Source organism: Sphingomonas soli NBRC 100801 (genome assembly GCF_001591025.1).
GTDB lineage: Bacteria > Pseudomonadota > Alphaproteobacteria > Sphingomonadales > Sphingomonadaceae > Sphingomonas > Sphingomonas soli.
The window spans coordinates 1-23,143 of the sequence record NZ_BCTZ01000024.1 but is presented as its reverse complement, the minus strand read 5'-3'; the positions used below and the strand labels follow the sequence as shown (position 1 = coordinate 23,143).

The 23,143-nt window shown below is 63.0% G+C and carries 25 protein-coding genes and 1 tRNA gene; 12 read left to right on the top strand and 14 right to left on the bottom strand.

What is annotated here, in order from left to right:
* The first annotated feature begins 4 nt into the window (after positions 1-4).
* The 3 genes from SSO01S_RS15670 to SSO01S_RS15660 all read left to right on the top strand — a co-directional run bounded on the left by SSO01S_RS15670 (position 5) and on the right by SSO01S_RS15660 (position 1,035).
* Positions 5-328, top strand: coding sequence for a hypothetical protein (locus SSO01S_RS15670; protein WP_066800825.1), 324 nt, complete (start codon positions 5-7; stop codon positions 326-328).
* An 87-nt stretch (positions 329-415) separates the two neighbouring features.
* Positions 416-796 (top strand): hypothetical protein, encoded by a 381-nt coding sequence (locus tag SSO01S_RS15665; protein WP_066800822.1) that lies wholly within the window; start codon positions 416-418, stop codon positions 794-796.
* A 26-nt stretch (positions 797-822) separates the two neighbouring features.
* Positions 823-1,035, top strand: coding sequence for a hypothetical protein (locus SSO01S_RS15660; protein ID WP_066800819.1), 213 nt, complete (start codon positions 823-825; stop codon positions 1,033-1,035).
* 1,030 nt (positions 1,036-2,065) lie between these two features.
* On the opposite strand, the gene SSO01S_RS15650 is transcribed toward SSO01S_RS15660, so the two are convergent.
* Positions 2,066-2,142, bottom strand: a tRNA-Pro gene (locus tag SSO01S_RS15650).
* A gap of 158 nt (positions 2,143-2,300) precedes the next feature.
* On the opposite strand from SSO01S_RS15650, the gene yajC reads away from it, so the two are divergent.
* The 5 genes from yajC to SSO01S_RS15625 are packed head-to-tail and all read left to right on the top strand — an operon-like array spanning position 2,301 to position 6,764.
* Positions 2,301-2,645 carry a preprotein translocase subunit YajC gene (gene yajC / locus SSO01S_RS15645; RefSeq protein WP_066800815.1) on the top strand — a complete coding sequence of 115 codons (345 nt, stop codon included), beginning with the start codon at positions 2,301-2,303 and terminating at the stop codon, positions 2,643-2,645.
* Positions 2,645-4,234 carry a protein translocase subunit SecD gene (gene secD / locus SSO01S_RS15640; protein ID WP_066800812.1) on the top strand — a complete coding sequence of 530 codons (1,590 nt, stop codon included), beginning with the start codon at positions 2,645-2,647 and terminating at the stop codon, positions 4,232-4,234. The genes yajC and secD overlap by 1 nt, the downstream gene beginning before the upstream one ends.
* A 12-nt stretch (positions 4,235-4,246) precedes the next feature.
* Positions 4,247-5,221 carry a protein translocase subunit SecF gene (gene secF, locus SSO01S_RS15635; RefSeq protein ID WP_066800808.1) on the top strand — a complete coding sequence of 325 codons (975 nt, stop codon included), beginning with the start codon at positions 4,247-4,249 and terminating at the stop codon, positions 5,219-5,221.
* 11 nt (positions 5,222-5,232) lie between these two features.
* The gene (locus tag SSO01S_RS15630) at positions 5,233-5,604 is read left to right on the top strand and encodes an Mth938-like domain-containing protein (protein ID WP_066800806.1); all 372 of its coding nucleotides are present in this window, start codon (positions 5,233-5,235) and stop codon (positions 5,602-5,604) included.
* 44 nt (positions 5,605-5,648) lie between these two features.
* Positions 5,649-6,764 (top strand): DUF3089 domain-containing protein, encoded by a 1,116-nt coding sequence (locus tag SSO01S_RS15625; RefSeq protein ID WP_066800803.1) that lies wholly within the window; start codon positions 5,649-5,651, stop codon positions 6,762-6,764.
* A gap of 15 nt (positions 6,765-6,779) precedes the next feature.
* Here the strand turns inward: SSO01S_RS15625 and SSO01S_RS15620 are convergent, their stop codons facing one another.
* Together SSO01S_RS15620 and SSO01S_RS15615 are read right to left on the bottom strand one after the other, a co-directional pair.
* The gene (locus SSO01S_RS15620; protein WP_066800800.1) at positions 6,780-7,211 is read right to left on the bottom strand and encodes a hypothetical protein; all 432 of its coding nucleotides are present in this window, start codon (positions 7,209-7,211) and stop codon (positions 6,780-6,782) included.
* A gap of 20 nt (positions 7,212-7,231) precedes the next feature.
* Complete coding sequence (locus SSO01S_RS15615) at positions 7,232-8,425, bottom strand: glycosyltransferase (RefSeq protein ID WP_066800797.1); 1,194 nt, start codon at positions 8,423-8,425, stop codon at positions 7,232-7,234.
* Between the two features lie 108 nt (positions 8,426-8,533).
* On the opposite strand from SSO01S_RS15615, the gene SSO01S_RS15610 reads away from it, so the two are divergent.
* Positions 8,534-8,956 carry a cupin domain-containing protein gene (locus SSO01S_RS15610; RefSeq protein WP_066800794.1) on the top strand — a complete coding sequence of 141 codons (423 nt, stop codon included), beginning with the start codon at positions 8,534-8,536 and terminating at the stop codon, positions 8,954-8,956.
* 823 nt (positions 8,957-9,779) lie between these two features.
* Positions 9,780-10,181 carry a low affinity iron permease family protein gene (locus SSO01S_RS15605; protein WP_066800791.1) on the top strand — a complete coding sequence of 134 codons (402 nt, stop codon included), beginning with the start codon at positions 9,780-9,782 and terminating at the stop codon, positions 10,179-10,181.
* A 75-nt stretch (positions 10,182-10,256) separates the two neighbouring features.
* On the opposite strand, the gene SSO01S_RS15600 is transcribed toward SSO01S_RS15605, so the two are convergent.
* From SSO01S_RS15600 to SSO01S_RS17630, 7 genes are all read right to left on the bottom strand, one after another.
* Positions 10,257-10,685: an OsmC family protein gene (locus SSO01S_RS15600; RefSeq protein ID WP_066801009.1), complete on the bottom strand. Its 429-nt coding sequence runs from the start codon at positions 10,683-10,685 to the stop codon at positions 10,257-10,259.
* Between the two features lie 64 nt (positions 10,686-10,749).
* Entirely contained in the window at positions 10,750-11,160 is a 411-nt protein-coding gene (locus SSO01S_RS15595) for a glycine zipper 2TM domain-containing protein (RefSeq protein ID WP_157073813.1), read from the bottom strand.
* An 82-nt stretch (positions 11,161-11,242) separates the two neighbouring features.
* Positions 11,243-11,821 carry a hypothetical protein gene (locus tag SSO01S_RS17635; protein ID WP_157073812.1) on the bottom strand — a complete coding sequence of 193 codons (579 nt, stop codon included), beginning with the start codon at positions 11,819-11,821 and terminating at the stop codon, positions 11,243-11,245.
* Positions 11,822-11,893: 72 nt separating this feature from the next.
* A complete protein-coding gene (locus SSO01S_RS15590) occupies positions 11,894-12,106 on the bottom strand; it encodes a hypothetical protein (protein ID WP_066800789.1) in 213 nt (70 codons plus the stop codon).
* A 105-nt stretch (positions 12,107-12,211) separates the two neighbouring features.
* Entirely contained in the window at positions 12,212-12,421 is a 210-nt protein-coding gene (locus SSO01S_RS15585) for a cold-shock protein (RefSeq protein WP_066800786.1), read from the bottom strand.
* 175 nt (positions 12,422-12,596) lie between these two features.
* Complete coding sequence (locus SSO01S_RS15580; protein WP_066800783.1) at positions 12,597-13,013, bottom strand: DUF3597 domain-containing protein; 417 nt, start codon at positions 13,011-13,013, stop codon at positions 12,597-12,599.
* 94 nt (positions 13,014-13,107) lie between these two features.
* Positions 13,108-13,248, bottom strand: a complete 141-nt coding sequence (locus tag SSO01S_RS17630) for a hypothetical protein (protein WP_157073811.1) — start codon at positions 13,246-13,248, stop codon at positions 13,108-13,110.
* A 503-nt stretch (positions 13,249-13,751) separates the two neighbouring features.
* Between SSO01S_RS17630 and SSO01S_RS15575 the strand changes: the two genes are divergently transcribed.
* Positions 13,752-14,723 carry a right-handed parallel beta-helix repeat-containing protein gene (locus SSO01S_RS15575; RefSeq protein ID WP_169798370.1) on the top strand — a complete coding sequence of 324 codons (972 nt, stop codon included), beginning with the start codon at positions 13,752-13,754 and terminating at the stop codon, positions 14,721-14,723.
* 565 nt (positions 14,724-15,288) lie between these two features.
* Here SSO01S_RS15575 and SSO01S_RS15570 read toward each other — a convergent pair.
* From SSO01S_RS15570 to uvrA, 4 genes are all read right to left on the bottom strand, one after another.
* The gene (locus SSO01S_RS15570; protein ID WP_066800776.1) at positions 15,289-15,684 is read right to left on the bottom strand and encodes a cupin domain-containing protein; all 396 of its coding nucleotides are present in this window, start codon (positions 15,682-15,684) and stop codon (positions 15,289-15,291) included.
* A 152-nt stretch (positions 15,685-15,836) separates the two neighbouring features.
* On the bottom strand, positions 15,837-16,778 hold the full coding sequence (locus SSO01S_RS17625; protein WP_157073810.1) for a hypothetical protein: 942 nt from the start codon (positions 16,776-16,778) through the stop codon (positions 15,837-15,839).
* A gap of 23 nt (positions 16,779-16,801) precedes the next feature.
* Entirely contained in the window at positions 16,802-17,956 is a 1,155-nt protein-coding gene (locus SSO01S_RS17330; RefSeq protein ID WP_157073809.1) for an HD domain-containing protein, read from the bottom strand.
* Positions 17,957-18,026: 70 nt separating this feature from the next.
* A complete protein-coding gene (gene uvrA / locus SSO01S_RS15560; RefSeq protein WP_066800772.1) occupies positions 18,027-21,014 on the bottom strand; it encodes an excinuclease ABC subunit UvrA in 2,988 nt (995 codons plus the stop codon).
* A 177-nt stretch (positions 21,015-21,191) separates the two neighbouring features.
* On the opposite strand from uvrA, the gene SSO01S_RS15555 reads away from it, so the two are divergent.
* Positions 21,192-22,805: a DNA methyltransferase gene (locus SSO01S_RS15555; RefSeq protein ID WP_066800769.1), complete on the top strand. Its 1,614-nt coding sequence runs from the start codon at positions 21,192-21,194 to the stop codon at positions 22,803-22,805.
* Positions 22,806-23,143: the final 338 nt, after the last annotated feature.

Sequence of the window (23,143 nt, the reverse complement as noted above, 5' to 3'; positions counted from 1 at the left end):
TCAAATGTTGGACGAAATGCGCGCCATCGTGTCCGTGCTGGTGGGCAAGGCGCTTGAGGGCGACACCAACGCCGCCAGTATCGTTCTTGCCAAGGTGCTGCCCTCGGTGAAGGCACAGATGGAAAAGACCGAGTTCGCCTTCAACTCGGCAGCGCCGATCAGTGAGCAGGTCGCCCAGGTGTTGGACGCGGTAGCGGGCGGGCAACTTGCCCCGGATGTGGGGCGGCTGGTGATCGACAGCATCGCTCGGCTCTCCGATGTTCGCGCTCAGGAAGACTTGTCCGCTCGGATCGAGGCGCTTGAGGAGGCGAGCAATGCCTCTCGCTAAACTGGAATTATTTGCACTTCGGTTGCGAAAGTCGGCGATGCGAACGGCATCCGCGCGGATTGACGCATACCCCGACGGAGACCAGCCATGACCGACTATCGAAGCTGGCGCGCTGCCCATCGCGCCATGTGCCCAGAACCGGGTCCGCGCGACCTGTTCCTTGTCATCCTTATCAATGGCAGGCGCGTGGGCATCCAGCACGCGGACGAATACCACAAGTGGCGCACCGCCGCAGAGCGTCTAGCGGCAAGCGAGAACTGCGATGTGAAAGTGCTGCCCATGTCGGGCGGCGAGATGATGACCTTCTTCGGTGTCGAACCCGCACCGCCCCAGCCCATTGCCAACCTCGATCCGGCGTTTCGGAAGCAGGCGGCAAAGAACTGCATGGACGTGCTGCGCGAGTGCAGCGGGGAACGTGAGCGCGGAGACGCGCTCGACATGCTCGGCCATCTGGGCGTGCTGCAATAACCAACTCAACTGAAGGTGATACGACCATGACTGACAATATCGAACCGACCGTTCCCGAGGGCAAGGCTGACGTGGCGCTCGACCAGCGCCGCCGCGCTGAGAAGTATGGGATGCCCATCGAGAACGCGCACCACATCATCAACCGCCATTTTGGCGTGGCCGACGACAACGCCGCGCTCGCTGGCGGGCAGATGGCCGCTGACATTGAGATGAGCAAGGCGCTCAGCGGGAAGGGCTGACCACAGTGGCGGGCATCCGGGCGCTCCAACGCCGCGTCAAGCGGATAGAGAGTGCTCGGAAACCGCGACCATCGCCGATCGTCATTCTTTGCGGCTCGTTCGATGCGTTCGCAGACGAGGTGTACGCGGATGTTGAGGCGGGCAAGCTGGCAGGGGACTTCCTGCGAATCCTCGACCACCTCCGCGAATGGGACGAGGGGATGGTTTGGGCGCTCGCATATGCCCGCTGACGGTGGGCGGTGATAGCGGCATAGGGTTGCGCGGGGTTTGTCCATTTCACCCGCGCCGGGGCATAGCGGTGCGTTCCCCGTCAATCCAACGACCGCACCAGCGGGACCAGTCTCCTTCAGGTCTGACGCTGTGCAACGCCTCGCGCCCTCGGGTTCGGGGCGTTGCTGCGATGTCTATTTGTCGAGTAACTGACGATATGCCACTTCGCCCTCACGCAGTAGATCGTTAAGTGTCTGTCCCGGAGCTGGGCGGATATATGGGTCTGCTGGGGCGGAACCTGCGGTGCAGCGCGCGGGCTTCTCGTCGCCTACTCTCAGTAAATTGAACCCGCCGAGTGAATTCCGCCTAAGCCACCATCGACGCGTCCCTAGGTTTTTGCGAAAGGGAACATGTTGCACCGTTAGGATTAGCTGCCGACCTTTCGACACCTTTCCTTCGACTACCCGCTTCACATCAATTTCCATAAACCACGGCCAGGAGATGATTATGCAATCGTCTCCGCAGTCAGGGAATACGCTTGGTGTTTGCCGCAGGATTTTCGCCGATACAACTGCGTCGAAGCACTCAACCCGATCTTCAGCGGCAGCAGTATGACTTGCAGTCACCGCCGCCATTCCCAACCCAAGCCGTATCAATGGCATTTTTCGCATACCATAAGGTCTAGGTGACCTAGCAGCCGAAAAACAGAGGGAAAGCGACTGGGTCGGCGGCGCTGCTACACATAGGTTAGACAGCGAAGCGGGATGCCGCTGACGCTGCCAGCGGACCCGTGCTAACCCATTGAAATAGTGTGGTAAATTGGTCGGGGCGACAGGATTCGAACCTGCGACCCCCACACCCCCAGTGTGATGCGCTACCAGGCTGCGCTACGCCCCGACCAGATACCTGCCCCGCTCGTCGCGGGCTCAGGGGAGGGGCCTCTAGGACGGTCGGCGCGCAGATGCAAGGCGGTTGCGCGGGCGCTGCACGCATGTTAGCGCCCGCCGCTCAGTGTGGAGCGGTTTTCGCTCCTGTCTCCAGCCATTCGGGAAGCCATGTTCATCTCCCCAGCATATGCACAGGCCGCAGGCGCGGCGGGCCAAAGCGGCGGCGCCGCAGGCGCAATTGTCTCGCTTCTGCCGCTTGTCCTCATCTTCGTTGTCTTCTATTTTCTGATGATCCGTCCGCAGCAAAAGCGGATGAAGGAGCTTCAGAACGCCGTGAACTCGGTGAAGAAGGGCGACCGTGTCGTCACCGGCGGCGGGCTGATCGGCAAGGTCACCAAGGTCGAGGATCGTGAGGTCGAGATTGAACTCGGAACCAATGTGAGGGTCCGCGCGATCAAGGCGACGCTCGCCGAAGTGATCCCGGCCGGCACCGGCAAACCCGCGAACGACTGATGCTGGACTTCCCCCGCTGGAAACGGCTTTCGATCTTCATCGGCCTGGCGATTATGGTCGTCCTGGCGATCCCGAGCTTCTTTTCGAAGGACCAGCGCGATCAATGGCCGAGCTGGATACCGCATCCGGCGATCAACCTTGGGCTTGATCTGGCAGGCGGCAGCTATCTGCTGCTGGAAGGCGATACCAGCGGGGTAGCGCAGGCGCGCCTGGAGGCGATGAAGGAGCAGGTGCGTAACGATATGCGCCGTGCCCCGCGCGTAGATATCGGCGACATCTCTGTGCAGGATGGCAAGGTGACCTTCATGGTCCGTGATCCTTCCCAGGTGGATGCCGCGCGCGAGAAATTGCTGCCGCTGACCAATGGCGTGGGCACGACCGGCCAACGCGACTGGGATATCGCGGTGGTCGATTCGACCAAATTTGTGCTCACGCCCAGCAGCGCCGGCATGAGCCAGAAGGTCGAGGAGGCGATGAACGACGCCCGCGAGGTCGTCGACAGGCGCATCAACGCGCTGGGCACGCTGGAACCGACGGTTATCCGGGAAGGTGCGAACCGCATCGTCGTGCAGGTGCCAGGGCTCCAGGACCCGACCGCGCTCAAGAAGCTGCTCGGCCGCACCGCCAAGCTCGAATTCAAGTTGGTGGATACCAGCGTCAGCCCCGAAATGATCGGGGCGGGCCAGGTACCTCCTGGCAGCCAGGTGCTGAATTATCCTTCGGCAGGCGGGCAGATCGCCGTGTTCCGCAGCGTTCTCATCGACGGCAACATGCTGCTCGACGCGACGCAGTCGTTTGACCAGCAGGGCCGGCCGGACGTGGCCATCAGCCTGGACGGCACCGGCTCGAAGCGTTTTGCCAAGGTGACGCAGGAGAATACCGGCAAGCCGTTTGCGATCATCGTCGATAACGAGGTGATTTCGGCACCCAACATCAACGAACCGATCCTGGGCGGTAGCGCGACGATCTCGGGCGGGTTTACCGTCGAGAGCGCCAACCAGCTTGCGATCGCGCTGCGTTCGGGCAAGCTGCCGATCAACCTGAAGGTGGTTTCAGAAAACACGGTCAGCCCCGAACTGGGCGCTGACTCCATCAAGGCGGGCGTCACCGCGTCGATCATCGCCATCGTTGCGGTGATCACGTTCATGATCCTCACCTATGGCCGCTTCGGTATCTATGCGACGCTGGCGGTGACGCTGAACGTGCTGATCATCCTGGCGGTTATGGGCCTGCTGAACGCGACTCTGACGCTGCCGGGCATCGCGGGCTTCGTGCTGACCATCGGTACCGCGGTCGACGCCAACGTGCTGATCAACGAGCGTATTCGCGAAGAGCGGCGGCGCGGGCGCAACGTTACGCAGGCGATCGAATTCGGCTACAAGGAAGCGAGCCGGACGATCTTCGAGGCGAACGTGACCCACGCGATTGCCGGGCTGATCATGCTCATCCTTGGATCGGGGCCGATTCGCGGCTTCGCCATCGTGCTGCTGATCGGTATCGTCAGCTCGGTGTTCACCGCAGTGGTCTTTACCCGCCTGCTCGTTTCGATCTGGGCGCGGAAGAACCGCCCCACCGACATCAATATTTAAGGCACGCTCATCATGCGTCTGCTCAAGATCGTTCCAGACAATACGAACATCGGCTTCGTAAAGGTTCGGCACATCGCATTCTTCATCACCGCGCTTCTGAGCGTGGCGGCGATCGTGCTGGTGGCCACGCTGAAGCTCAACATGGGCGTCGATTTCGTCGGCGGCGTATCGATCGAGGAAAAGTTCGTCACGGCCCCGCCGCTCGATGAGGTGCGCTCGACGGTCAACGAGCTTGGTCTGGGCGATGCCACGCTCCAGCAGCTCGGCAATGCCAACACGGTGACGGTGCGTTTGCCGGTGCCTGATTCGAACGATCCCAACGCGGTGAATGCGATGGTGGAAAAGGTGAAGGTGGCGCTCGCGGAGAAATTCCCCGGCGCGACCTTCAGCAGCTACTCCACCGTCTCCGGCAAGGTTTCGGAAGGCCTGGTCTTCAACGGCATCCTCGCGGTCATTCTTGCGATCATCGGCATCGCGATCTTCTCATGGCTGCGCTACGAATGGCAGTTCGGCGTATCGACCGCGGTGGCGATCATCCACGACGTGCTGATGACGCTGGGCTTCTTCGCGCTCACCCAGTTCGTGTTCGATCTCAATATCGTCGCGGCGGTGCTGACGATCATCGGCTATTCGATCAACGACAAGATGGTGATCGACGACCGTATTCGCGAGAATATGCGCAAATACCGCAAGATGGGCATGAAAGAGCTGATCGATCTGTCGGTCAACGAGACGCTGCCGCGCACGGTGATGACATCGGTCACGATCATGCTGGCGCTGACGTCGCTGCTGATCTTCGGCGGCCATGTGCTGCGCGGCTTCACCGCTGCGATGATGCTGGGCATCATCGTGGGCACCTATTCGTCGGTCTATGTTTCGTCGTCGCTGCTCATCACGCTGGGCCTCAAGCCGGGCTTCCGCGAGGAGAAGGCCGAAAAGGGCGTGGTGGCCGGCGCGGAGCGTGTGGGGCCACGCGAAAGTCGCTGAGGCAAAGCCAGATGCAAATGAACCGCAGCGGTGCTGAGGGGCCGGTGATTACCGGCTTTTCGGGGCGCGGGTTCAAGGTCGACGGCGGCGTCTATGAGGGTCTGTTGATCAGCCCCGAGCGCGCCGATGGCTGGGCCCCGCCGCCGCTGGAGGCGCTCAGCGAGAGCGATCTGGCGCCGCTGCTTGCGCTTGATCCAAAACCGGAATTCCTCCTGCTCGGGACGGGCGCCACGATGCGGCGGCCGCCTGTGGCGCTCGTGCAGGCGCTGGCCGCGCGCGACATCGGGCTGGAAGCGATGGACAGCCGGGCGGCGGCGCGCGCCTGGGGCGTACTTCGCGCCGAATTGCGCTGGATCGCGGGCGCGATCTACCCGCTGGACTGATGGCGCGGGCGCAGTAGGATCGCTCGGGACAGGAGAGGTGCCTTATGCTGATGCTTGCACTCGCGCTGGCCGCGATCTCATCCGATCCCGATTACCGGCAGGACGCCAATTGGCTGTGCCGCCCGGGCAGGCAGGACGCATGCACGCAGGACCTGACGGCAACCGTGATCGCGGCGGATGGCACGCCCACGATCGAGAAATTCGAGGCGGCGAAGAATCCGAAGTTCGATTGTTTCTACGTCTATCCAACGGTCTCGCTCGACCCGACGCCCAATAGCGATCTGAGAGCGGGCCCCGAAGAGAATAGAGTAATCCAGTTCCAGGCGGCGCGCTTCGGAGCGAAGTGCCGGGTGTTCGCGCCGATATATCGGCAGGTGACGCTCACGGCATTGCGCGCGCTGATGACGGGGCAAACGCCCGCGGTGGATCGCGAGATGGCCTATCGCGACGTGGAGGCGGCGTGGAACGACTATCTGGCCCGCGACAATAACGGTCGCGGCGTGGTGCTGATCGGGCACAGCCAGGGGGCGAGCCTGTTGGCGAAGCTGCTCGGCAAGGCGATCGAGGGCAAGCCGGCGCAGAAGCAGTTGATCTCGGCGATGCTGATCGGAACCACGGTGCCGGTGCCCGAGGGGAAGGACATCGGCGGGTTGTACCAGACCATTTCGCTATGCCGCGATGAGACGCAGACCGGCTGCATCGTCAGCTTCGCCAGCTTCCGCGCCGATTCGCCGCCGCCCGCCGACAGCCGCTTCGGCAAGGGCGACCGGCCCGGCGTGGAGGCTGCGTGCACCAACCCGGCGGCGCTGCGGGGCGGCAGCGCGGTGACGCGGAACTATCTGGTCACATCGGGGAGCCTTCTCGGCGCGGATCAGGCGCCGCGATGGACGAGCGACGGCAAGCCGGTGACCACGCCGTTCGTCCGGGCACCGGGGCTGCTTTCGGCGGAATGCGTGCGGAAAGACGGGTTCAACTATCTGGCGGTGACGACGCATGCAAATCCGGCCGATCCGCGCATCGACGATATTGGCGGAGACGTCCGCGTGGGACCAACGGTGCTCGCCGGATGGGGGCTCCATTTGATCGACATGAACGTGGTCCAGGGTGATCTGATCGCGCTGGCGGAGAAGCAGGCGGGGGCCTGGGCGGCCCGGCACTGATCCCCAAGCGGGCGGCTACTCCGCCGGCTTGGGCTTGGCGGCGGCGCGAGGCTTTGACGTGGACTTGGCCTTGGCGGGCGCCTTCGGCTTGGCGGGGGTCTTCGGCTTGTCGGCCTTGGCTACCGGGGCAGCGGGCTTCCGAACACGTTTTGCCGCAGGCGGGGCGTCTGTCGGCCGGGCGACGGCGGCGGCCACGCCTGCAGCCGCCTCCGCCACGTCAGCGGCGACATCGGCCGCCTTGGTGCGTGCCTTGGCGGCCGCCTGCTGCACCTTGGGCTCGTTCTTGAGCTTGGCGGCAAGGGCCACTAGCCCGGCGGCAAGGATATCGGCGACGACGGGATGCTTGGCGAGATCGGTCAGCTTCTTGCGGATATCCTTGGGCAGCTTCGCGCCGGCGATGCTCTTCGGCAGCAGCGATCCGCTTTTCGGGCTCTTGTCCTTCGCCATGGTCGGTCTCCGGCAAATGTTCAGTGCGCGGAGACTAACCCCTTTCGATAGCGGCTGACCAGCCGCATGAAATAGTCGTGCAGCAGATCGGCATTTGCCGCCCAGGTAAAGGGCGCCACGGTGGCGCGAACGGCATCGGGCGCGGGCGGGTTGGCGAGGATATCGCCGAGGCCAGCGGCAAAGGCTTCCGGCGTTCGCTCGACCAGCCGGCCGGCCACATCCTCGCGGACGACCTGCCGCGCACCGCCCACATCGGGAATCACCACCGGGGTTCCGCTCGCCAGCGCTTCGAGCCAGGCATTGGCCAGTCCCTCGCGCTCGGACGCCAGCGCCATCGCATCGGCGGCGGCGAGATAGACCGAGAGTTCGTCATGCGGGATGTTGCCGAGCAGGCGAACGCGATCCGCCACGCCGAGCTTCGCGGCCAGCGCCGTGAGCCGTTCGCGCTCCGGACCCTCACCGGCGATACACAGGGTGACGCCCGGCATTCCGGCGATCGCGTCGATGACGATATCGTGCCCCTTGAGCGGGATCAGCGCGCCGACCGATAGGATAAGCGAGCCGTGGACTCCCAGCTCCGCCTTGGCCCCGGCACGATCGCGGGGAGCGAAGCGTTCGAGATCGACGCCCGTGATGATCGCTTCGATTCGATCGCCGGGCATGCCCATCGCGATCATGTCGTCGCGCATGGCCTCGCTGACCGAGAGCATGCCGTCCGCCGCGCACCCCGCCGCGCGAACCTGCGCGCCGGTCACAGGAAGGCGGCCCCAATGATGGACGTCGGATCCCCGCGCCTTGATCGACACGGGGACACCAAAGTGGCGCCCGAGCGCGATGGCGGCGACCCCGTCGGGAAAGAAGAATTCGGCGGCGATGGCGTCGAAGGGGAAATCGCGACGGATATCCTCCAGCAGCGGAGTGATCGCGCGGGTGAGCGCCGCCGCGTGAAAGCGCCCGCCGGTCAGGGGCAGATTGAGGAAGGCGGGGCGATGCACGTCGAGACCCTTCCATTGCTCGCGCGCGGGTAGCGTGGCGAGCGGGCGGTAGCGGGGGAGCGCGCGAAGCGGCCAAGGGGGAAGACCGTGCGGCGCAACCACGCGCACCTCGATATCGGGATGGCTCGCCAGCGACAGGGTCTGACGCTCGACGAAGCTTCCGAAGCGTGGACGCGAAGCATCGGGAAAGAGCGTGGAAAGCACGAGTAGGCGCAGCATATGCGAGGTTATAGCGGGCGTTGGTTAATGGCCCGCTTGCGAAAGGGGGCAGGCGATGGGGCTGCGCGACCGGCTTACCTGCGGGAATGGCGGTGCTAAGGTAACCCCATGCAAAAGGCGGAAGAGATCATCGCGGCGCTCGGACTGACACCGCACCCCGAAGGCGGCTGGTATCGCGAGACCTGGCGCGCGGAGGCCGAACCCGGCGTACGGGCTGGAGGAACGGCGATCCATTTCCTGCTCGAAGCGGGCCAGCGTTCGCACTGGCACCGCGTCGATGCCGACGAATTGTGGTTGTGGCACGCGGGCGCGCCGCTGACGTTGCGCATTCAGCGCTCGGAGGGTGATGTGGAAGCTGTGGCGCTGGGACCGGATGTGTTGTCGGGCGAGGCTCCACAGGCCCGGGTGCCGGTAGGCTGCTGGCAGGCGGCAGAGGCGGGGGCGGGATGGACGCTGGTCAGTTGCGTTGTTGTTCCTGGCTTCGAATTCGCGGGGTTCGAACTCGCGGCACCCGGCTGGTCACCGGTCTGATAGACCTGCGAATCTGTGCACGTTATCCACGTTATCAACAGGCATGCGCCCTCATTTGCCACTTTGCGCGAATCGGATTCGGTGACACCTTCATGACTGTAAGGAGATGGTTGGGCGGCGGGAAACCGAAGCAGGATCAAGGACTTGCCGGACCAGCCGGGCGCAGGCGCCTTAGGGAAACCAGCCGGGCAGGGACGTAGAGATGCCAGCGACGGACAGTTGCGAGACCGCGCGGACGCGAAAGCGATCGCAAGGGCTTCGAGAGACGGCCGGAGCACGGCGGAACCAGATGCTGAAGCGGTGCGCAAGCGCTGCGGAGGCACGAGGGGAGCCGGGATGGCCAACCGGAGATTGCAGTGGTGTAAGAGCCAGCCGCAAGGGAAGGGACGGTCACGAAGAGCGGACCATCAGCTCGGAAGCCGCGCAAGCGGTCGAACGGTTGAAGGGCCAATCGGGAAGCATCTCGCAAGGCTCCAGTTTCGCCACTTGCGGCGGATCTGAAGCGGGCCACCAGGGGCCGGAGAGCAAGTGCATCGTCCTTCGGGAAAGTGCACGGAACCCTCCACCTCTAGCGACCGACGCGAAGCTCGCATGCCCTTGCCGGCGCGAGTGGAGCATGCCGCCGAAACCAGGCTGCGCGATCCGTCCGGGTCAATCGGCCGAAGTCCGGTGACATGGGGGCTGGCAGAAATGCCGGCCCCCTTTTGCGTTTCGCCGCCATCCCAGACTTTCCGGCCCAAAATCCGGCAGCTTGTGACTCTGCCTCTATCCCCAAGTGACCGCAGCGCTGCGCGGCGCTAGGTGTGTGGCAAAGGAGTCCTGCATGGGAAGGTTGTTCGAGCGCTTCGCGCAATTGGTGGCGGGATGGGCGGGGCGGTCTCCGGCGTTCGTGCTGGCGTTTCTGGTCATTCTATTATGGGCCCTTACCGGCCCGCTCTTTCATTATTCCGACACGTGGCAGCTGGTGATCAACACCGGCACGACGGTGGTGACCTTCCTCATGGTGTTCCTGATCCAGAACGCCCAGAATCGTGATGCTGCGGCGATCCAGTGCAAGCTCGACGAGATCATCCGCGCACTGGACAGCGGCCGGAACGAATTCATCGGGATCGAGCATCTGAGCGAGCAGGAACTGATCGCGATCCGCAACAGGCTGGAGCACGAAAGCGTTGAGGGAGATCCGACCCGCCACGAGGGCGTGGGCCGGTTGATCGAACGGCGCTAGAGCGGAATCCGGACATTTTGGATCAGCCCGCGGAAGCGGGAGAGCGGCGGTTATTCGACCCGGATGGATCAAGCCCTAGGCGAGGGTGACGCTCAGCGTGCTTTCCGCTTTCAGCAGCTTCGACACCGGGCAATTGGCGTGCGCGCCTTCGGCCAGAGCCTGGAACTGCTGGTGGGCGATGCCGGGGATTTTCGCGACGAGCGTGAGATCGGAGCGGGTGATGACAAAGCCGCCTTCGCTGTCCTGATCGAGCTTGACGGCAGCTTGGGTCTCCAGTGTGCCATCCGAGAAGCCGGCCCGCGCAAGGGCGAAGCTGAGCGCCATGGTGAAACAACTGGCGTGCGCGGCGGCGATGAGCTCCTCGGGATTGGTGCCCTTTTCGTCGCCGAAGCGGGTGCCGAACCCGTAGAATTGATCGGCCAGCACGCCCGATTGGGTGCTGACATGGCCGCGGCCTTCCTTGCCGAAGCCCTCATAGCGTGCGCTGCCGGTGCGGGTGCTCAATGCAATATCCTTCCGATAGACGGGGCGCGGCGGCACGCGCCGCGCCCGTGAATATATCGCAATCCTATCGGCAGCGCACTTCGTTCCGGTCCGCCGAGGATCCGATTGCCGCGCCCGCAGCAGCGCCCAGCACAGTGCCGAGTACTTCCGAGCCACCTGGAGCAATGAGATTGCCGAGCAGGCCGCCCGCGACGCCACCCACGATCAGGCCGGTGGTGCCGTCCGAACGGCGGCAATAATAGCGGCCGTCCTGGCCGCGATAGACCCGATCATTCCGGCTCAGACGGCGCTCGCGATAGCGGCGGTTGTCATCGCGATAGTAGCGATCGGCATAATAACCGCCATAGGCCGGATCGGGCCGGTTATAATCATATTGGACATATGCACTCGAATAGCTGCGCGAGGGGCCATAGCCATCCTCTGTGCAGGCTCCGAGCGTGGTTGCAGCCAGCAACCCCAAGACGACGATACGCATGATGCTTCTCCCATCCTCTCTGGATCAGGGAGCAATGCGCGACGGGGCGTAAAGGTTGCGCGCCCGTCCCGAATGTTGCCTCCTAACTGTCGCCGGACGGCTTGCGAGAGATACGTAGTGCCCCAAGCACAGCGCCGCCGATTGCCGCGACCAGGCCGGCAATGCCCGCAGCCTTGACGGGTGCGGGCGCGGCCTGAACGCGGGCGGCGAGGGTGGGGGCGGGCGCTTCCGCAGCCTTCGGAGCAGCACCCTGCGGAGCTGCGGCTTTCGGTGCGGTGGGCTTGGCGGGCGTTGCCTTTGCGGCAGGCTTGCGCTTTGCTGCTGTCTTTGGCTCGGCAGCGGGTTTTGGCGATGCTGCGCTCTTGGGCGCGGGCTTCGTGGCAGGCCTGGCCGTGGCTTTTGCCGCAGTCTTAGCGGGATCCTTGGCAGCGGCCGGTTTGGCCGCTTTCCCTGCGGGTGCTTTGGTGGCTGTCGGCTTTGCAGCGGCGGCGACCGGCTTCGCGGCGGCGGTCTTGGGCGCCTTCGCAGCGGGAGCCTTGGCCGGCTTCTCAGCGGCGGCATCGGCCTTGGGCGCAGCAGCGGGCTTGGCCGTGCTGCGCTTTGCGGCGGGGCGGCGGGTGGTAGCTCGGGGAGTAGTGCCTGGAGTCTTTCGCGTGGCCATGGTCAGCCTTTCCGGTTCGTTGCGGGTTCGACGCGATCAACCCCTACCAGAGCCGCCTGTTCCGGTAAAACGTTACGGGGTCGTCCTCTGCGCGCGGAGCGCCGGGTCGCCATGCGGCTCGCGGGTGGCGCGGGCGGTTTCGGTGCGCTCGATCCGCTCAGCCATCTGACGCCAGGCGTCAGCGGCACGCAAATTGCGCTCACGCACATTTCCAAGCGTCGCGGCATCGGCATCGGCCTGAGCGCGTTCGGCATGTTCACGGTAGAGAGTGAGAAGATCCGCCACGGAGCCTCCAATGGAGAAAGGAAAACGAAAGCGGCGCCGCGCTCGCCCGGAAAGGGGAAGCGCGGCGCACGATCCGGACCGGCGCGCGAGGGCGCCGGCGCGGGATCAGGCTTCCTGCAGGTTCACGGCCGAGGTGCGGCCGCGCTGGTCCTGCTCGAGCTCGTAGCTGACGCGCTGGTTCTGCTGGAGCGTCGACAGCCCGGCGCGCTCAACGGCCGAGATGTGGACAAACGCGTCCTGGCCGCCCTCTTCGGGAGCGATGAAGCCATAGCCCTTGTCATTGTTGAAAAATTTCACGGTGCCGGTGATGGCCATGGGTAATACCTTCTTCTTCTGCGGGCCTCCGGCATGGAGAACCCTCGTGCCGCGAGGAGCAGGGAAGGAAGGAAGAAGGAGCCGCAAAGCGCCGAAGACCGTCAATATGCGACAGGTAGCCAAGCCAATATGGGAGCGGCGGACGGGATTGCAAGGCGCGCCCGCCGCGTGGCGCTCAGCCGGTCAGCTTGTCCGGCACCTTCGCGCCGTTGTTGACGAGCTCCAGCATCACCGCATTGTGGAGCCAGATGTTCATCTCTGCGCTGCCATCCTTGGCACCCGAATAGCCCAGCTCGGTGGCGAGCTCCTTGCGGTTCTCGAGGCTCGAATCCAGATCGAGCAGCTTCATCAGATCGACGATCGAGGTGCGCCAGTTGAGATCGGGATTGCCCTTCGCCGCCAGCTTCTCGGTCAACACCCTTTCGACATCGACCGGCTCGGCAGAGGCGACGGGCGCGGTGCCGGCCTGCTGATCTAGGGGGGTGGGGGAGACGGGCGCGGACTGGGGGGCAGGCGCAGCGGGCGCGTCCTTGCCGAAAATGCCGCCGCCGCGGCCCAGAATAGCGTCCTTGATGCGTCCCAAAATGCTCATGTCAGTCTCCTGATACCCTGCCCTGTCTCCAGACATTGCGCGTCCAACGCGCGAAGCCGGGATTCGGGGGCAGGCAGGAGAGGTGAAGGCCGCTTTAGCCGTTCGGCGCGCGCTCATGCGGCGGATCGAGCGGGAAAAGGCGGCGATAGAGGGGAACGGAGCGCCGCGTCGCAATGCGCGGCTGCGGATACAAACGGGTAATCTGCGTTTCGTGTACTTGGTCGAAAAAGTTCAATCTTTGCTCCTGTTTGGAGGGTGGAAAGCCGCACGCGCGGGATTGCGATGTGCGGCGGCCCCATGCGCATGCAATTCGACCGGCAATTGCGGATCGGATTGCGATTGGCGGCGGGGCGGGCATCACGCATTCCACGAGGGAAAAGCCGGTTCGGCGCGTGTTGCCTGAACGCTGATATGGGATCGCGGCACCGTATTTCAAGCGCGGGGCGGCGCGCGGAGGGGAAGCCTTGCGCCAACGATCGATCCGGCGCGCCGCCGCCCGGCCCGCCACGCCATCGAATCTGCCCGGTAGCAAACAGTAATTCGTCGCCTTGAGGACAATTCTGTGACGACAAAGATGGTTTAGGTGCGTTCCTATCGTCAGCGTCTCCCGTATTCCTCCAATCTACGCCATTATGGCTGGAACTACCGTCAGGCGTCTTACCGGCGATATTGCGCAGTGATACAGTCGGCTGCCGACTGGCATTTCAGTCCTGCGAAACAGGAGGGCAAGTCATCATGATGGTTTATAAGCGCTTGACTATGCTTGTCGTGGCTGCGGCCGCGACGATGTTGGTTCATATCGCGCCCGCGTCGGCCCAGGCTACGCGGACCTGGGTTTCGGGCGTGGGGGACGATGCCAATCCGTGCAGCCGCACCGCCCCGTGCAAGACCTTTGCCGGTGCCATTTCCAAGACCGCGGCGGGGGGCGAGATCAACTGCCTGGATCCGGGTGGCTGGGGCGCGGTGACGATCACCAAGGCGATCACGATCGACTGCACGCAGTTTCCGGGCAGCATATTGAACGCCGCTTCCAACGGCATCGTTATCAACGCCGGCGTGAACGACAATATCACGCTGCGCGGGCTCGAGATTGCCGGAGGCACCGGCTCTTCGGCCGGGATCAACGGCATCCGCTTCATTGCCGGGCTGTCGCTGACGATCGAGAAGGTGATCATCCGCAACAACGGCACGGTGAACGGCTCGGGAATCCTCTTCCAGCCCTCCGGACTGGGCCGCCTGATCGTCGACGACGTCACGATCATCAACAACGGCAATACCGGCGCCACCGGCATCCTGGTCCAGCCGACCGGAGCGGGAGGGCTGGCGCGCGTCACGCTCGATCGGGTGCGCGTCCACAACAATCTCGGCGCGGGGATCAAGTTCGACCATAGCGTGAGCACCAATGCGGGCGGCACCGTCGCGACGATCTCGAACAGCCACATCACGGCCAACGCGACCGGCGTGGAGGTGCTGACCAACGGCGTGCTGGTCAACGTGCTGGTTTCCGACACCACGATCTCTTCGAACAGCGTGGTCGCCTTTTCCGCAACGGGCGCGAACGGCGTGATCTTCGCCAGCGACAACGCCGTGACGGGCAACAGCGCCGCAGTCGCCACCGCAAGCGGCGGCGCGGTGCGCAGCTATGGCGACAATCTGGTCGAGGGCAATTTCTCGCCCAGCAGCTTCACCAGCACGGTGGGCAAGCAATAGCGAAGCCCCGAAGGGCGGGGGCGGCAATCGCGCCGGCTCCGCCCTCATTCGCACGAGGGCCCCGCGACGCGGCGAAGCGGGAAGCGGGCGCGAAAGGTTACACAAAGGTGACACCAAGACGCGGTTCCTGCCGGGACCGGGGGCAGGCGGGTGCGCGCGTTTTTTTCGCGTGGAGCGGCGGGTTTCGGTGCTGGCGGCATGGTCCTCCTCTCCGGATCGATAGAGGACGAACCAGTTATAGGGATCGGGGCGTGTAGGACAGGCTTTTGTCGGTCGCGGGCGGGGGAGGCGCGGGCGGGGGCGGAAGAAGAGGGTTCACGCGGAGGCGCGAAGGACGCGGCATTTTAGATGTTCACGCAAAGGCGCCAAGGCGCGAAGAGGGTGTGCCTTCCGGCGGCGTCAGCCGCCATTATCTTGGGCGGTGGCATGGCTGGCGGTGGTTGTCGAGGGCCGCTGGCGCGGCAAGGCAAATCTCCGCGCTCTCTGCGCCTCCGCGTGAACCACCCCTTCTTCGCGTCCTAGCGTCTTTGCGTGAAACTCTCTTCTGCCGACCCGCGATGCCCCCTCACCGCCGCCGGTGATCGGTCCCAAGGCCGGGCGTGATGAAGATCGCGGTGGCGGTGACGCCGGGGGGCACGTCGGCAGTGTGCCAGGTGCCGGGCGGGTTGATCGCATAGTCGCCGGGGGCGAGCGTCACGCTTTCGGTGGCGCCGTCGGCATGTTGCTGGTGGAGCGTGAGGGTGCCGGCGGTGCAGATCACCATCTCGGCGCCGTGCGGGTGGACCTCCCACATCGTCCAGCTTTCGGCGAAGTCATATTGCGAGACCAAGCGGCCCTCGATCCCGTCGGCGGCGTGGCGGGTGGCGTAGTCGGCGTACCACTCCATGCCGGTGAAGGGCGGCTCGACAGTGGCGGTGGCGCCGAGGCCGAGATGGGCGGGGGAGGTGGGGAGATGGGGCATGGCGCAGCGGATGCTAGGATTTAGCGGGGGCTAAATCCAGCACTGTGCGAAGCGCGGGCAAGCCCGGCCAGCGGCGCTGCGAGTGCCGACCGACGACGCGGCTTTGGTGGGGCGGGATTGGCGTATTTTAGTAGAGTGCCATCGCAACTCTACTAAAATATCACTGCCATATGTATAGGATGCGACGCATGAAAAGTTCGGGTGAAAACGCCCATAAGCTCGCGGGAAAAATAGTGCCCCTCATTCTTTAAGCGGCGGAATATCTTGTCCAATCGACCTGTCTCGGTGGTGAGCGTATCCAAATGTTGTCGGACTGAAGGGTCTGATAGCTGATCTAGAAAAAAAGAGTACATCTGGAAAAGCCGTTCAATAGCTATGTCACCGCTAACATATCGGAGGCGGTCTAAGGGAGTCCTGTTGAACATGTCTTCAAGAATATCGCATTTGTCTTCTTTTGTTCGATCAGCAGTTAATGCAACACTGAATAGTCCACTCGCATAAATAAGTTTACGAGAAAATATCAACTTAATGTTGCGAACTGCCCAGGGTTTTGGATTCTCCACACCGTATGTCTTATCTGCGTAATCAACAGCTAAAGTGCGCCAATACCTAATAATATCATTCAGTAGATAAAATGCTAATTGGTGATCGCCCGGAGTATGATCAACATAACGTTCAATTATTCGTCGTCGAAGCGCTTTGAATTTTTCCGGGCAAGTCAAATAATCGCCTTCTAGGAGATACAGCATTCGACGCGTGATCGTGTCATTGCTATCCCTAGAACCGCCATAATTTTCTAGCAGTTCCTGCTCCCCAACGTTGGTCGCGAAAGCTCCCTGTGCGGCTGGGAGTTTTCCAACTCGTCCCTCAATCTCGTTGCGCAAAGGGGCGTCCCAAGGCGGAGTCAGGGATTTGTCGGTTCCGTCATCCAAGATCGAATAATAATCCATATCCGACGATGGAGAAGCCTCCCGTCTCGCGTACGATCCGCAGGTAACGACTAGCTGGCCGTCGGGCATCGAGGCACTCAATGCTTCGCGAAGTTCCCTAAGCTTGCCCTCGGAAAAATCAATGGCCTCCGTAATGCCCTTCATGCCCCTCACCCCACTATGTGAGATTAGGCTGGCAGAACGTCCTTGAGAGTCAAGGTGCTAGCAGATTTCGATTGTTTATATCTCTCGCGATCTTGCCATTTAAAGAAATCCCCGCCCACGTTTACATAGAAGCGTCGAACCTGAAATGGGACTTCGTCGGGAAGCAGCGCTTCCCCCATGCGATGCCAGTATTGCCTCTGGGCCGCTTGACGGAAAATTGGAAACTTACGAAACATCTGTGATTCAGTCAGATAGAAATCACTAGGCTGTAGCAGATCAATAATATCCTTAGCTGCCTCTTGGAACAGCGTATCAAATAAAACTCCAAGTTTTGAGCGTATGACGAGGGTGTACATCTCGTCCTTACATTTCCAAAAAGCGTCAACCATTTCCTGATTGTGGTCATCGTGCCGCTCAGTAGCTGCCTGAACCACCTTTATTGGAGTTATCCCAAGATTTTGCATCTTGAGATAATTCCTAGATCTCAAAATTCCTTCGATCGTATCGAAGTTAATCGGCCCGGAGAAAAATCCTTGGAATGGTTCGTCATTGCCGTTGAGAACAGAGACGACAGCCTCGGCACTGATCCCAAAAGACGAAAGGATTTCAGAAATTTCGGGAGAGTGTCCAACTCCCAAAATTACCTCCTCAGATGCGCGATGGTGGTTTAGCCCGAACTTCTCATGAAAAACCGGCTCAAGTGTATGAGAGAAAGGGGGGTGGCCGATGTCATGCAGCATTGCTGCTGCCACACATATCAATCTGTCTGAAGATGAATGCGTAGTTAAATCGAGATATGCTCGCGCAAGGGCTGCTACCCCAATGCTATGCTGCGCCCGGGTGAAGCGCGCGTTACTTTGAGAACCATTTGGTCTGGACACCAAGCAATAATCTAGTGCGCCCAAAAACCGAATGTCGCTCAAGCGCTTAAACGCGCGTGAATCAGCCAGCGCTCGTATTAGTTGGCTTTCTAAGTCCAAAGACGCGCTCTTATACGGCTCCGCATAGTCATAAATTCCACTATCCGACGCCTTATCGATATCGTGCGACAGGAGGTGGTCCATGGTGGCTTTCTTTTTCAACCACGGAGGTAATTTCCGCGATTCGGGAAAACACCTTACCATGACCTCTAAAAGGCGGGTCCAAGCATTCATGGTTGATCCACTGCTTTCTGCCACCTGTGAATTTGCTCCTGTGAACTATGTGGATAAAATCCTAATTTTCCGAACACCGCCACAAAGATTTGATTTATTCCGCCGCCACAGCGGCGGGGCGGTTTAGCAATGGGCTGAGATACCGCCCGGTAAAGCTCCGCGGTTCCTTCACCACCGTCTCCGGCGTGCCTTCCGCGACGATCTCGCCGCCCTTCACCCCGCCCTCCGGCCCCAGGTCGAGGATCCAGTCCGCGGTCTTTATGACGTCGAGGTTGTGCTCGATCACGACCACGGTGTTGCCCTGCTCGACCAGGGCGTGGAGTACCTCCAACAGCTTGCGGACGTCCTCGAAGTGGAGGCCGGTGGTGGGTTCGTCGAGGATGTAGAGCGTCTGGCCGGTGGCTCGGCGCGCCAGTTCCTTGGCGAGCTTGACGCGCTGGGCTTCGCCGCCGCTGAGGGTGGTGGCTTGCTGGCCGACCTTGACATAGCCGAGACCGACTTCGGCGAGCATGGCCATGCGATCGCGGATGGGGGGGACGGCCTTGAAGAATTCGTGGGCGTCCTCGACGGTCATGTCGAGCACGTCGGCGATGCTCTTGCCCTTGAATTTCACTTCCAGCGTCTCGCGATTGTAGCGCTGGCCGTGGCAGACGTCGCAGGTGACATAGACGTCGGGGAGGAAGTGCATCTCGATCTTGAGCAGGCCGTCGCCGGTGCAGGCCTCGCAGCGGCCGCCCTTGACGTTGAAGCTGAAGCGGCCGGGCTTGTAGCCGCGCGCCTGGGCTTCGGGGAGGCCGGCGAACCAGTCGCGGATCTGGGTGAAGGCGCCGGTATAAGTGGCGGGGTTTGAGCGCGGGGTGCGGCCGATCGGCGACTGATCGATGTCGATCACCTTGTCGAGATGCTCAAGGCCCGTGATCTTGTCGTGCTTGCCGGCGAGGATGCGCGCGCCGTTCAATTGGCGCGCGGCGGCGGCATAGAGCGTGTCGATCGTGAAGCTCGACTTGCCCGATCCCGAGACGCCGGTGATGCAGGTGAAGGTGCCGAGCGGGATGCTGGCGGTGACGCCGGTCAGATTGTTGGCGGTGGCATTGTGGACGGTCAGCTTCTTGCCATTGCCCTTGCGGCGCTTGGCCGGGAGCGGGACCATGCGGCGGCCGGCGAGATAATCGGCGGTGATGCTGTCCGGGCTGGCAAGGACCTGATCGAGCGTGCCCTGCGCGACGACCTGACCGCCATGGACGCCCGCGCCGGGACCCATATCGATGACGTAATCGGCGGTGCGGATCGCATCCTCGTCATGCTCGACGACCAGCACGGTGTTCCCCAGATCGCGCAGGCGCCGGAGCGTGGCGAGCAGCATGTCGTTGTCGCGCTGGTGGAGGCCGATCGAGGGCTCGTCGAGCACGTAGAGCACGCCCGAGAGGCCCGAACCGATCTGGCTGGCGAGGCGGATGCGCTGGCTCTCACCGCCGGAGAGGGTGCCGGAGGTGCGATTGAGGTTGAGATAATCGAGCCCGACATTGTTGAGGAAGCCGAGCCGCTCGTCGATCTCCTTGAGGATCGCGCGGGCGATCTCGCGCTGCTGATCGGTGAGGGTTTCGGGCAGCGCCTGGAACCATGCCAGCGCGTCGACCACCGAGAGGCGGGTGGCGTAGCTGATGTCCGCGCCCGCGATCTTGACCGCCAGCGCCTCGGGCTTGAGGCGCGCGCCGTCGCAGACTTCGCAGGGGTGCGACGCCTGATATTTGCTGAGCTCCTCGCGCATCCACGCGCTCTCGGTCTGAAGCATGCGGCGGTTGAGATTGCCGATCACGCCTTCGAACGGCTTGCGGACGTCGTAGCTCTTCCTGCCGTCGACAAAGGTGAGGGTGACGGGCTTGCCGCCGGTGCCGTGGAGGATGATGAGCTGGACTTCGCCGGGCAGATCCTTCCACGGCGTATCGAGGCTGAAGCCGAATTCGCGGGCGAGGCTGCCCAGCACCTGCATGTAATAGGGGCTGGGCGGGTTCGACTTGGCCCAGGGCACGATCGCGCCCTTCTTGATGGTGAGCTCGTGATTGGGGACGACGAGATCCTCGTCGAACACGAGCTTTTCGCCGAGGCCGTCACAGGCCGGGCAGGCGCCCTGGGGGGCGTTGAACGAGAAGAGGCGCGGCTCGATCTCGGCGATGGTGAAGCCGGAGACGGGGCAGGCGAACTTCTCGGAAAAGACGATGCGGTTTGCGGGGATGCCGGCGCCCTTCATCGCGCCGCCCGCCGTCATCCCGGCGGAAGCCGGGATCTCGTGCGGCTCCTGCGCAGCGCCTTTGCCAGAGACCCCGGCTTTCGCCGGGGTGACGGCGAGTTCGGCGACGGTGGTGTCGACCAGATCGACATAGGCCAGCCCTTCGGAGAGCTTGAGCGCGGTCTCGAAGCTTTCGGCGAGGCGGGTGGCGATGTCATCGCGCACCACGAGGCGATCGACCACGACTTCGATGTCGTGCTTGTACTTCTTGTCGAGCGCGGGGGCTTCCTCGATCAGATAGGTCTCGCCATCCACGCGGACGCGCTGGAAACCGGCCTTCTGCCACTCGGCCAGCTCCTTCCTATACTCGCCCTTGCGACCGCGGACGACGGGGGCGAGGAGGAGCAGGCGGGTGCCCTCGGGCAGCGCGAGGACGCGATCGACCATCTGGCTGACGGTCTGCGCGGCGATCGGCAGGCCGGTGGCGGGGCTGTACGGCACGCCGACACGCGCCCAGAGCAGGCGCATATAATCGTAGATTTCGGTGACGGTCGCCACCGTCGAGCGCGGGTTTCGCGACGTGGTCTTCTGCTCGATGCTGATCGCGGGGGAGAGGCCCTCGATATGATCGACATCGGGCTTCTGCATCATCTCGAGGAACTGGCGCGCATAGGCGCTGAGCGACTCGACATAGCGGCGCTGCCCCTCGGCATAGATGGTGTCGAAGGCGAGCGAGGACTTGCCCGAGCCGGACAGGCCGGTGATCACCGTGAGGGTGTCGCGCGGGATGTCGATATCGACGCCCTTGAGATTATGCTCGCGCGCGCCGCGGACGGTAATGTGAGTCAATGCCATGAGGCTTGTTCTATCTTCGTTCTTTTGGGGATGCTAGGGGCCAGAGATAGGAACGAAGCGGCGTGCGCGCCAGTTGCGTCCGATCTCTCCAATTTGGATCGCCGAAGCGGATCAGGTTGCGTGGGAGCGGCCGCGCCCGATCGGATTAGGCTTGCTCCTGCTTTGGGGGAGGCGGGGGTGAGCAAGCTCTATTATGGCGACAATCTGGATGTGCTGCGCACACATGTCGCCGATGCCAGCGTCGACCTGATCTATCTCGACCCGCCGTTCAACTCGAACGCGGGCTATAACGTGCTGTTCAAGGCGGCGAACGGTGCGGGGGCGGATGCAAGCATCCAGGCCTTTGGCGACACCTGGACCTGGGGCGAGGCATCGAACAACGCCATGCTCGACATTGCGGGTGGGACCAACCGCCAGCTCCAGGTGATGATGGAGGCGATGCACGCGGCGATCGGCGAGAATCCGCTCATGGCCTATCTGGCGATGATGGCGGTGCGGCTGGTGGAACTGCACCGCGTGCTCAAGCCGACCGGGAGCCTGTATCTGCACTGCGATCCGACCGCGTCGCATTATCTGAAGCTGGTGCTGGATGCGGTGTTTGGGGCGGAGAATTTCCGCAACGAGATCGTGTGGCTGCGTTCCACCGGCAAAGGCCTAATGAGCCGTCGTCTGCCGAACAATCACGACGTGGTTCTAAACTACGGGCGCACGGATCAGGCTCGTTGGAACGTCGAAGCTGTGTTTCAGGCTTATGATCCCTCGAATTTGCCAGGGAAAACACGGGCGAAATATAGCCATCGGGACGCCGACGGGAGGCTCTACAGGCTCGACAACCTCATTAACCCCAACCGCGACAGGCCGAACCTGACATACGAGTTTCTGGGGGTGACACGCGTATGGAGATGGACGCGGGACCGTATGGAAAAGGCGTACGGCGCGGGGCTGGTGGTTCAGACACGGCCCGGGGGTGTGCCTCAGCTAAAACGCTTCCTCGATGAGCAGCGCGGTGTCGCACTGTCAGACGTTTGGACGGATATTCCACCCCTTAACTCCCAAGCCCAGGAACGTCTGGGCTACCCCACCCAGAAGCCCCGCGCGCTGCTCGAGCGGATCATCTCCGCCTCGTCCAACCCCGGCGATGTGGTGCTCGATCCCTTTTGCGGGTGCGGGACTGCGGTGGACGCCGCCCAAAAGCTGGGGCGGCAGTGGATCGGGATCGACGTAACCCATATCGCGATCGGGATGATCGAGAACCGGATGCGGGAAGGCTATCCCGGCATCCAGTTCGAGACGATCGGCGTGCCCAAGGACCTGGCGAGCGCCGAGCGGCTGGCCGAGGAGGATCCGCATCAGTTCCAGCAATGGGTGAGCTGGCAGGTGGGGGGATTCCCGCGCGAGAAGAAGGGCGGGGACAAGGGCGTCGACGGCTGGTTCAACTATCTCGCCGCCAAGAACCGCATCGAGACCGGAGTGATCAGCGTGAAGGCGGGCGACCATGTGAACCCCAATATGGTGCGCGATCTGGGGCGGGTGATGGAGCGCGATCGGCACCGCTTCGGCCTGTTCGTGATGAAGGGCGCGCCGACCAAGGGGATGCGCGACGAGGCGGCGTCGCAGCCGGTGATCGAGACCGAGTTCGGGCGGTTTCCGGCGCTGCAATTCGTGACGTTGCAGGAATTGTTCGAAGGAAGGCGGCCCAAGCTGCCGCCGCTGATCAGCCCGGTGAAGGCGGCGTCGCGGGTGGAAATGCGGGCGAGCCATCAGGCGGGAGCGCAGGGGAGCCTGCTTTAGGGATGGTGGCGAGGTGCGCGATGGCATTGCGCGATTGCGCCCGGGCGTTGTTCAGGAGAGAGGCGCGGTCGTGCCCGAAGCCCCATTGCCCGAGACCCTGGGTCCCCGCTTTCGCGGGGATGACGGGGTGGCGGCGATGACGCCGTGAAGCCGGGGAAGGAGCGGGGTCAGGTCGCGAACCTATAAACGACCGTTTTCGGTAATAAGGCTGAACGGGCGCGATGGGGTGGGACGCGGCCCTTTACGGCAACCATCCGTCATCCCGGACCTGTTCCGGGATCCGCCTGGCGCACTCGATGGCCAAGGGGTTCCAGCCTAAGCACCCGCGGCTTGGTGGA

What these genes read in the sequence shown, in the direction of transcription:
- SSO01S_RS15665 (WP_066800822.1), top strand. Translation starts at nt 416, where the DNA reads ATGACCGACTATCGAAGCTGGCGCGCTGCCCATCGCGCCATGTGCCCA.
- SSO01S_RS15670 (WP_066800825.1), top strand. Translation starts at nt 5, where the DNA reads ATGTTGGACGAAATGCGCGCCATCGTGTCCGTGCTGGTGGGCAAGGCG.
- SSO01S_RS15585 (WP_066800786.1), bottom strand. Translation starts at nt 12,421, where the DNA reads ATGGCCATCACCGGCACCGTGAAATTTTTCAACAATGACAAGGGCTAT.
- SSO01S_RS15595 (WP_157073813.1), bottom strand. Translation starts at nt 11,160, where the DNA reads ATGCGTATCGTCGTCTTGGGGTTGCTGGCTGCAACCACGCTCGGAGCC.
- yajC (WP_066800815.1), top strand. Translation starts at nt 2,301, where the DNA reads ATGTTCATCTCCCCAGCATATGCACAGGCCGCAGGCGCGGCGGGCCAA.
- SSO01S_RS15580 (WP_066800783.1), bottom strand. Translation starts at nt 13,013, where the DNA reads ATGAGCATTTTGGGACGCATCAAGGACGCTATTCTGGGCCGCGGCGGC.
- SSO01S_RS15610 (WP_066800794.1), top strand. Translation starts at nt 8,534, where the DNA reads ATGCAAAAGGCGGAAGAGATCATCGCGGCGCTCGGACTGACACCGCAC.
- SSO01S_RS17625 (WP_157073810.1), bottom strand. Translation starts at nt 16,778, where the DNA reads ATGAAGGGCATTACGGAGGCCATTGATTTTTCCGAGGGCAAGCTTAGG.
- SSO01S_RS15625 (WP_066800803.1), top strand. Translation starts at nt 5,649, where the DNA reads ATGCTGATGCTTGCACTCGCGCTGGCCGCGATCTCATCCGATCCCGAT.
- secD (WP_066800812.1), top strand. Translation starts at nt 2,645, where the DNA reads ATGCTGGACTTCCCCCGCTGGAAACGGCTTTCGATCTTCATCGGCCTG.
- SSO01S_RS15605 (WP_066800791.1), top strand. Translation starts at nt 9,780, where the DNA reads ATGGGAAGGTTGTTCGAGCGCTTCGCGCAATTGGTGGCGGGATGGGCG.
- SSO01S_RS15660 (WP_066800819.1), top strand. Translation starts at nt 823, where the DNA reads ATGACTGACAATATCGAACCGACCGTTCCCGAGGGCAAGGCTGACGTG.
- secF (WP_066800808.1), top strand. Translation starts at nt 4,247, where the DNA reads ATGCGTCTGCTCAAGATCGTTCCAGACAATACGAACATCGGCTTCGTA.
- SSO01S_RS15630 (WP_066800806.1), top strand. Translation starts at nt 5,233, where the DNA reads ATGCAAATGAACCGCAGCGGTGCTGAGGGGCCGGTGATTACCGGCTTT.
- SSO01S_RS15570 (WP_066800776.1), bottom strand. Translation starts at nt 15,684, where the DNA reads ATGCCCCATCTCCCCACCTCCCCCGCCCATCTCGGCCTCGGCGCCACC.
- uvrA (WP_066800772.1), bottom strand. Translation starts at nt 21,014, where the DNA reads ATGGCATTGACTCACATTACCGTCCGCGGCGCGCGCGAGCATAATCTC.
- SSO01S_RS15620 (WP_066800800.1), bottom strand. Translation starts at nt 7,211, where the DNA reads ATGGCGAAGGACAAGAGCCCGAAAAGCGGATCGCTGCTGCCGAAGAGC.
- SSO01S_RS15575 (WP_169798370.1), top strand. Translation starts at nt 13,752, where the DNA reads ATGGTTTATAAGCGCTTGACTATGCTTGTCGTGGCTGCGGCCGCGACG.
- SSO01S_RS17635 (WP_157073812.1), bottom strand. Translation starts at nt 11,821, where the DNA reads ATGGCCACGCGAAAGACTCCAGGCACTACTCCCCGAGCTACCACCCGC.
- SSO01S_RS15615 (WP_066800797.1), bottom strand. Translation starts at nt 8,425, where the DNA reads ATGCTGCGCCTACTCGTGCTTTCCACGCTCTTTCCCGATGCTTCGCGT.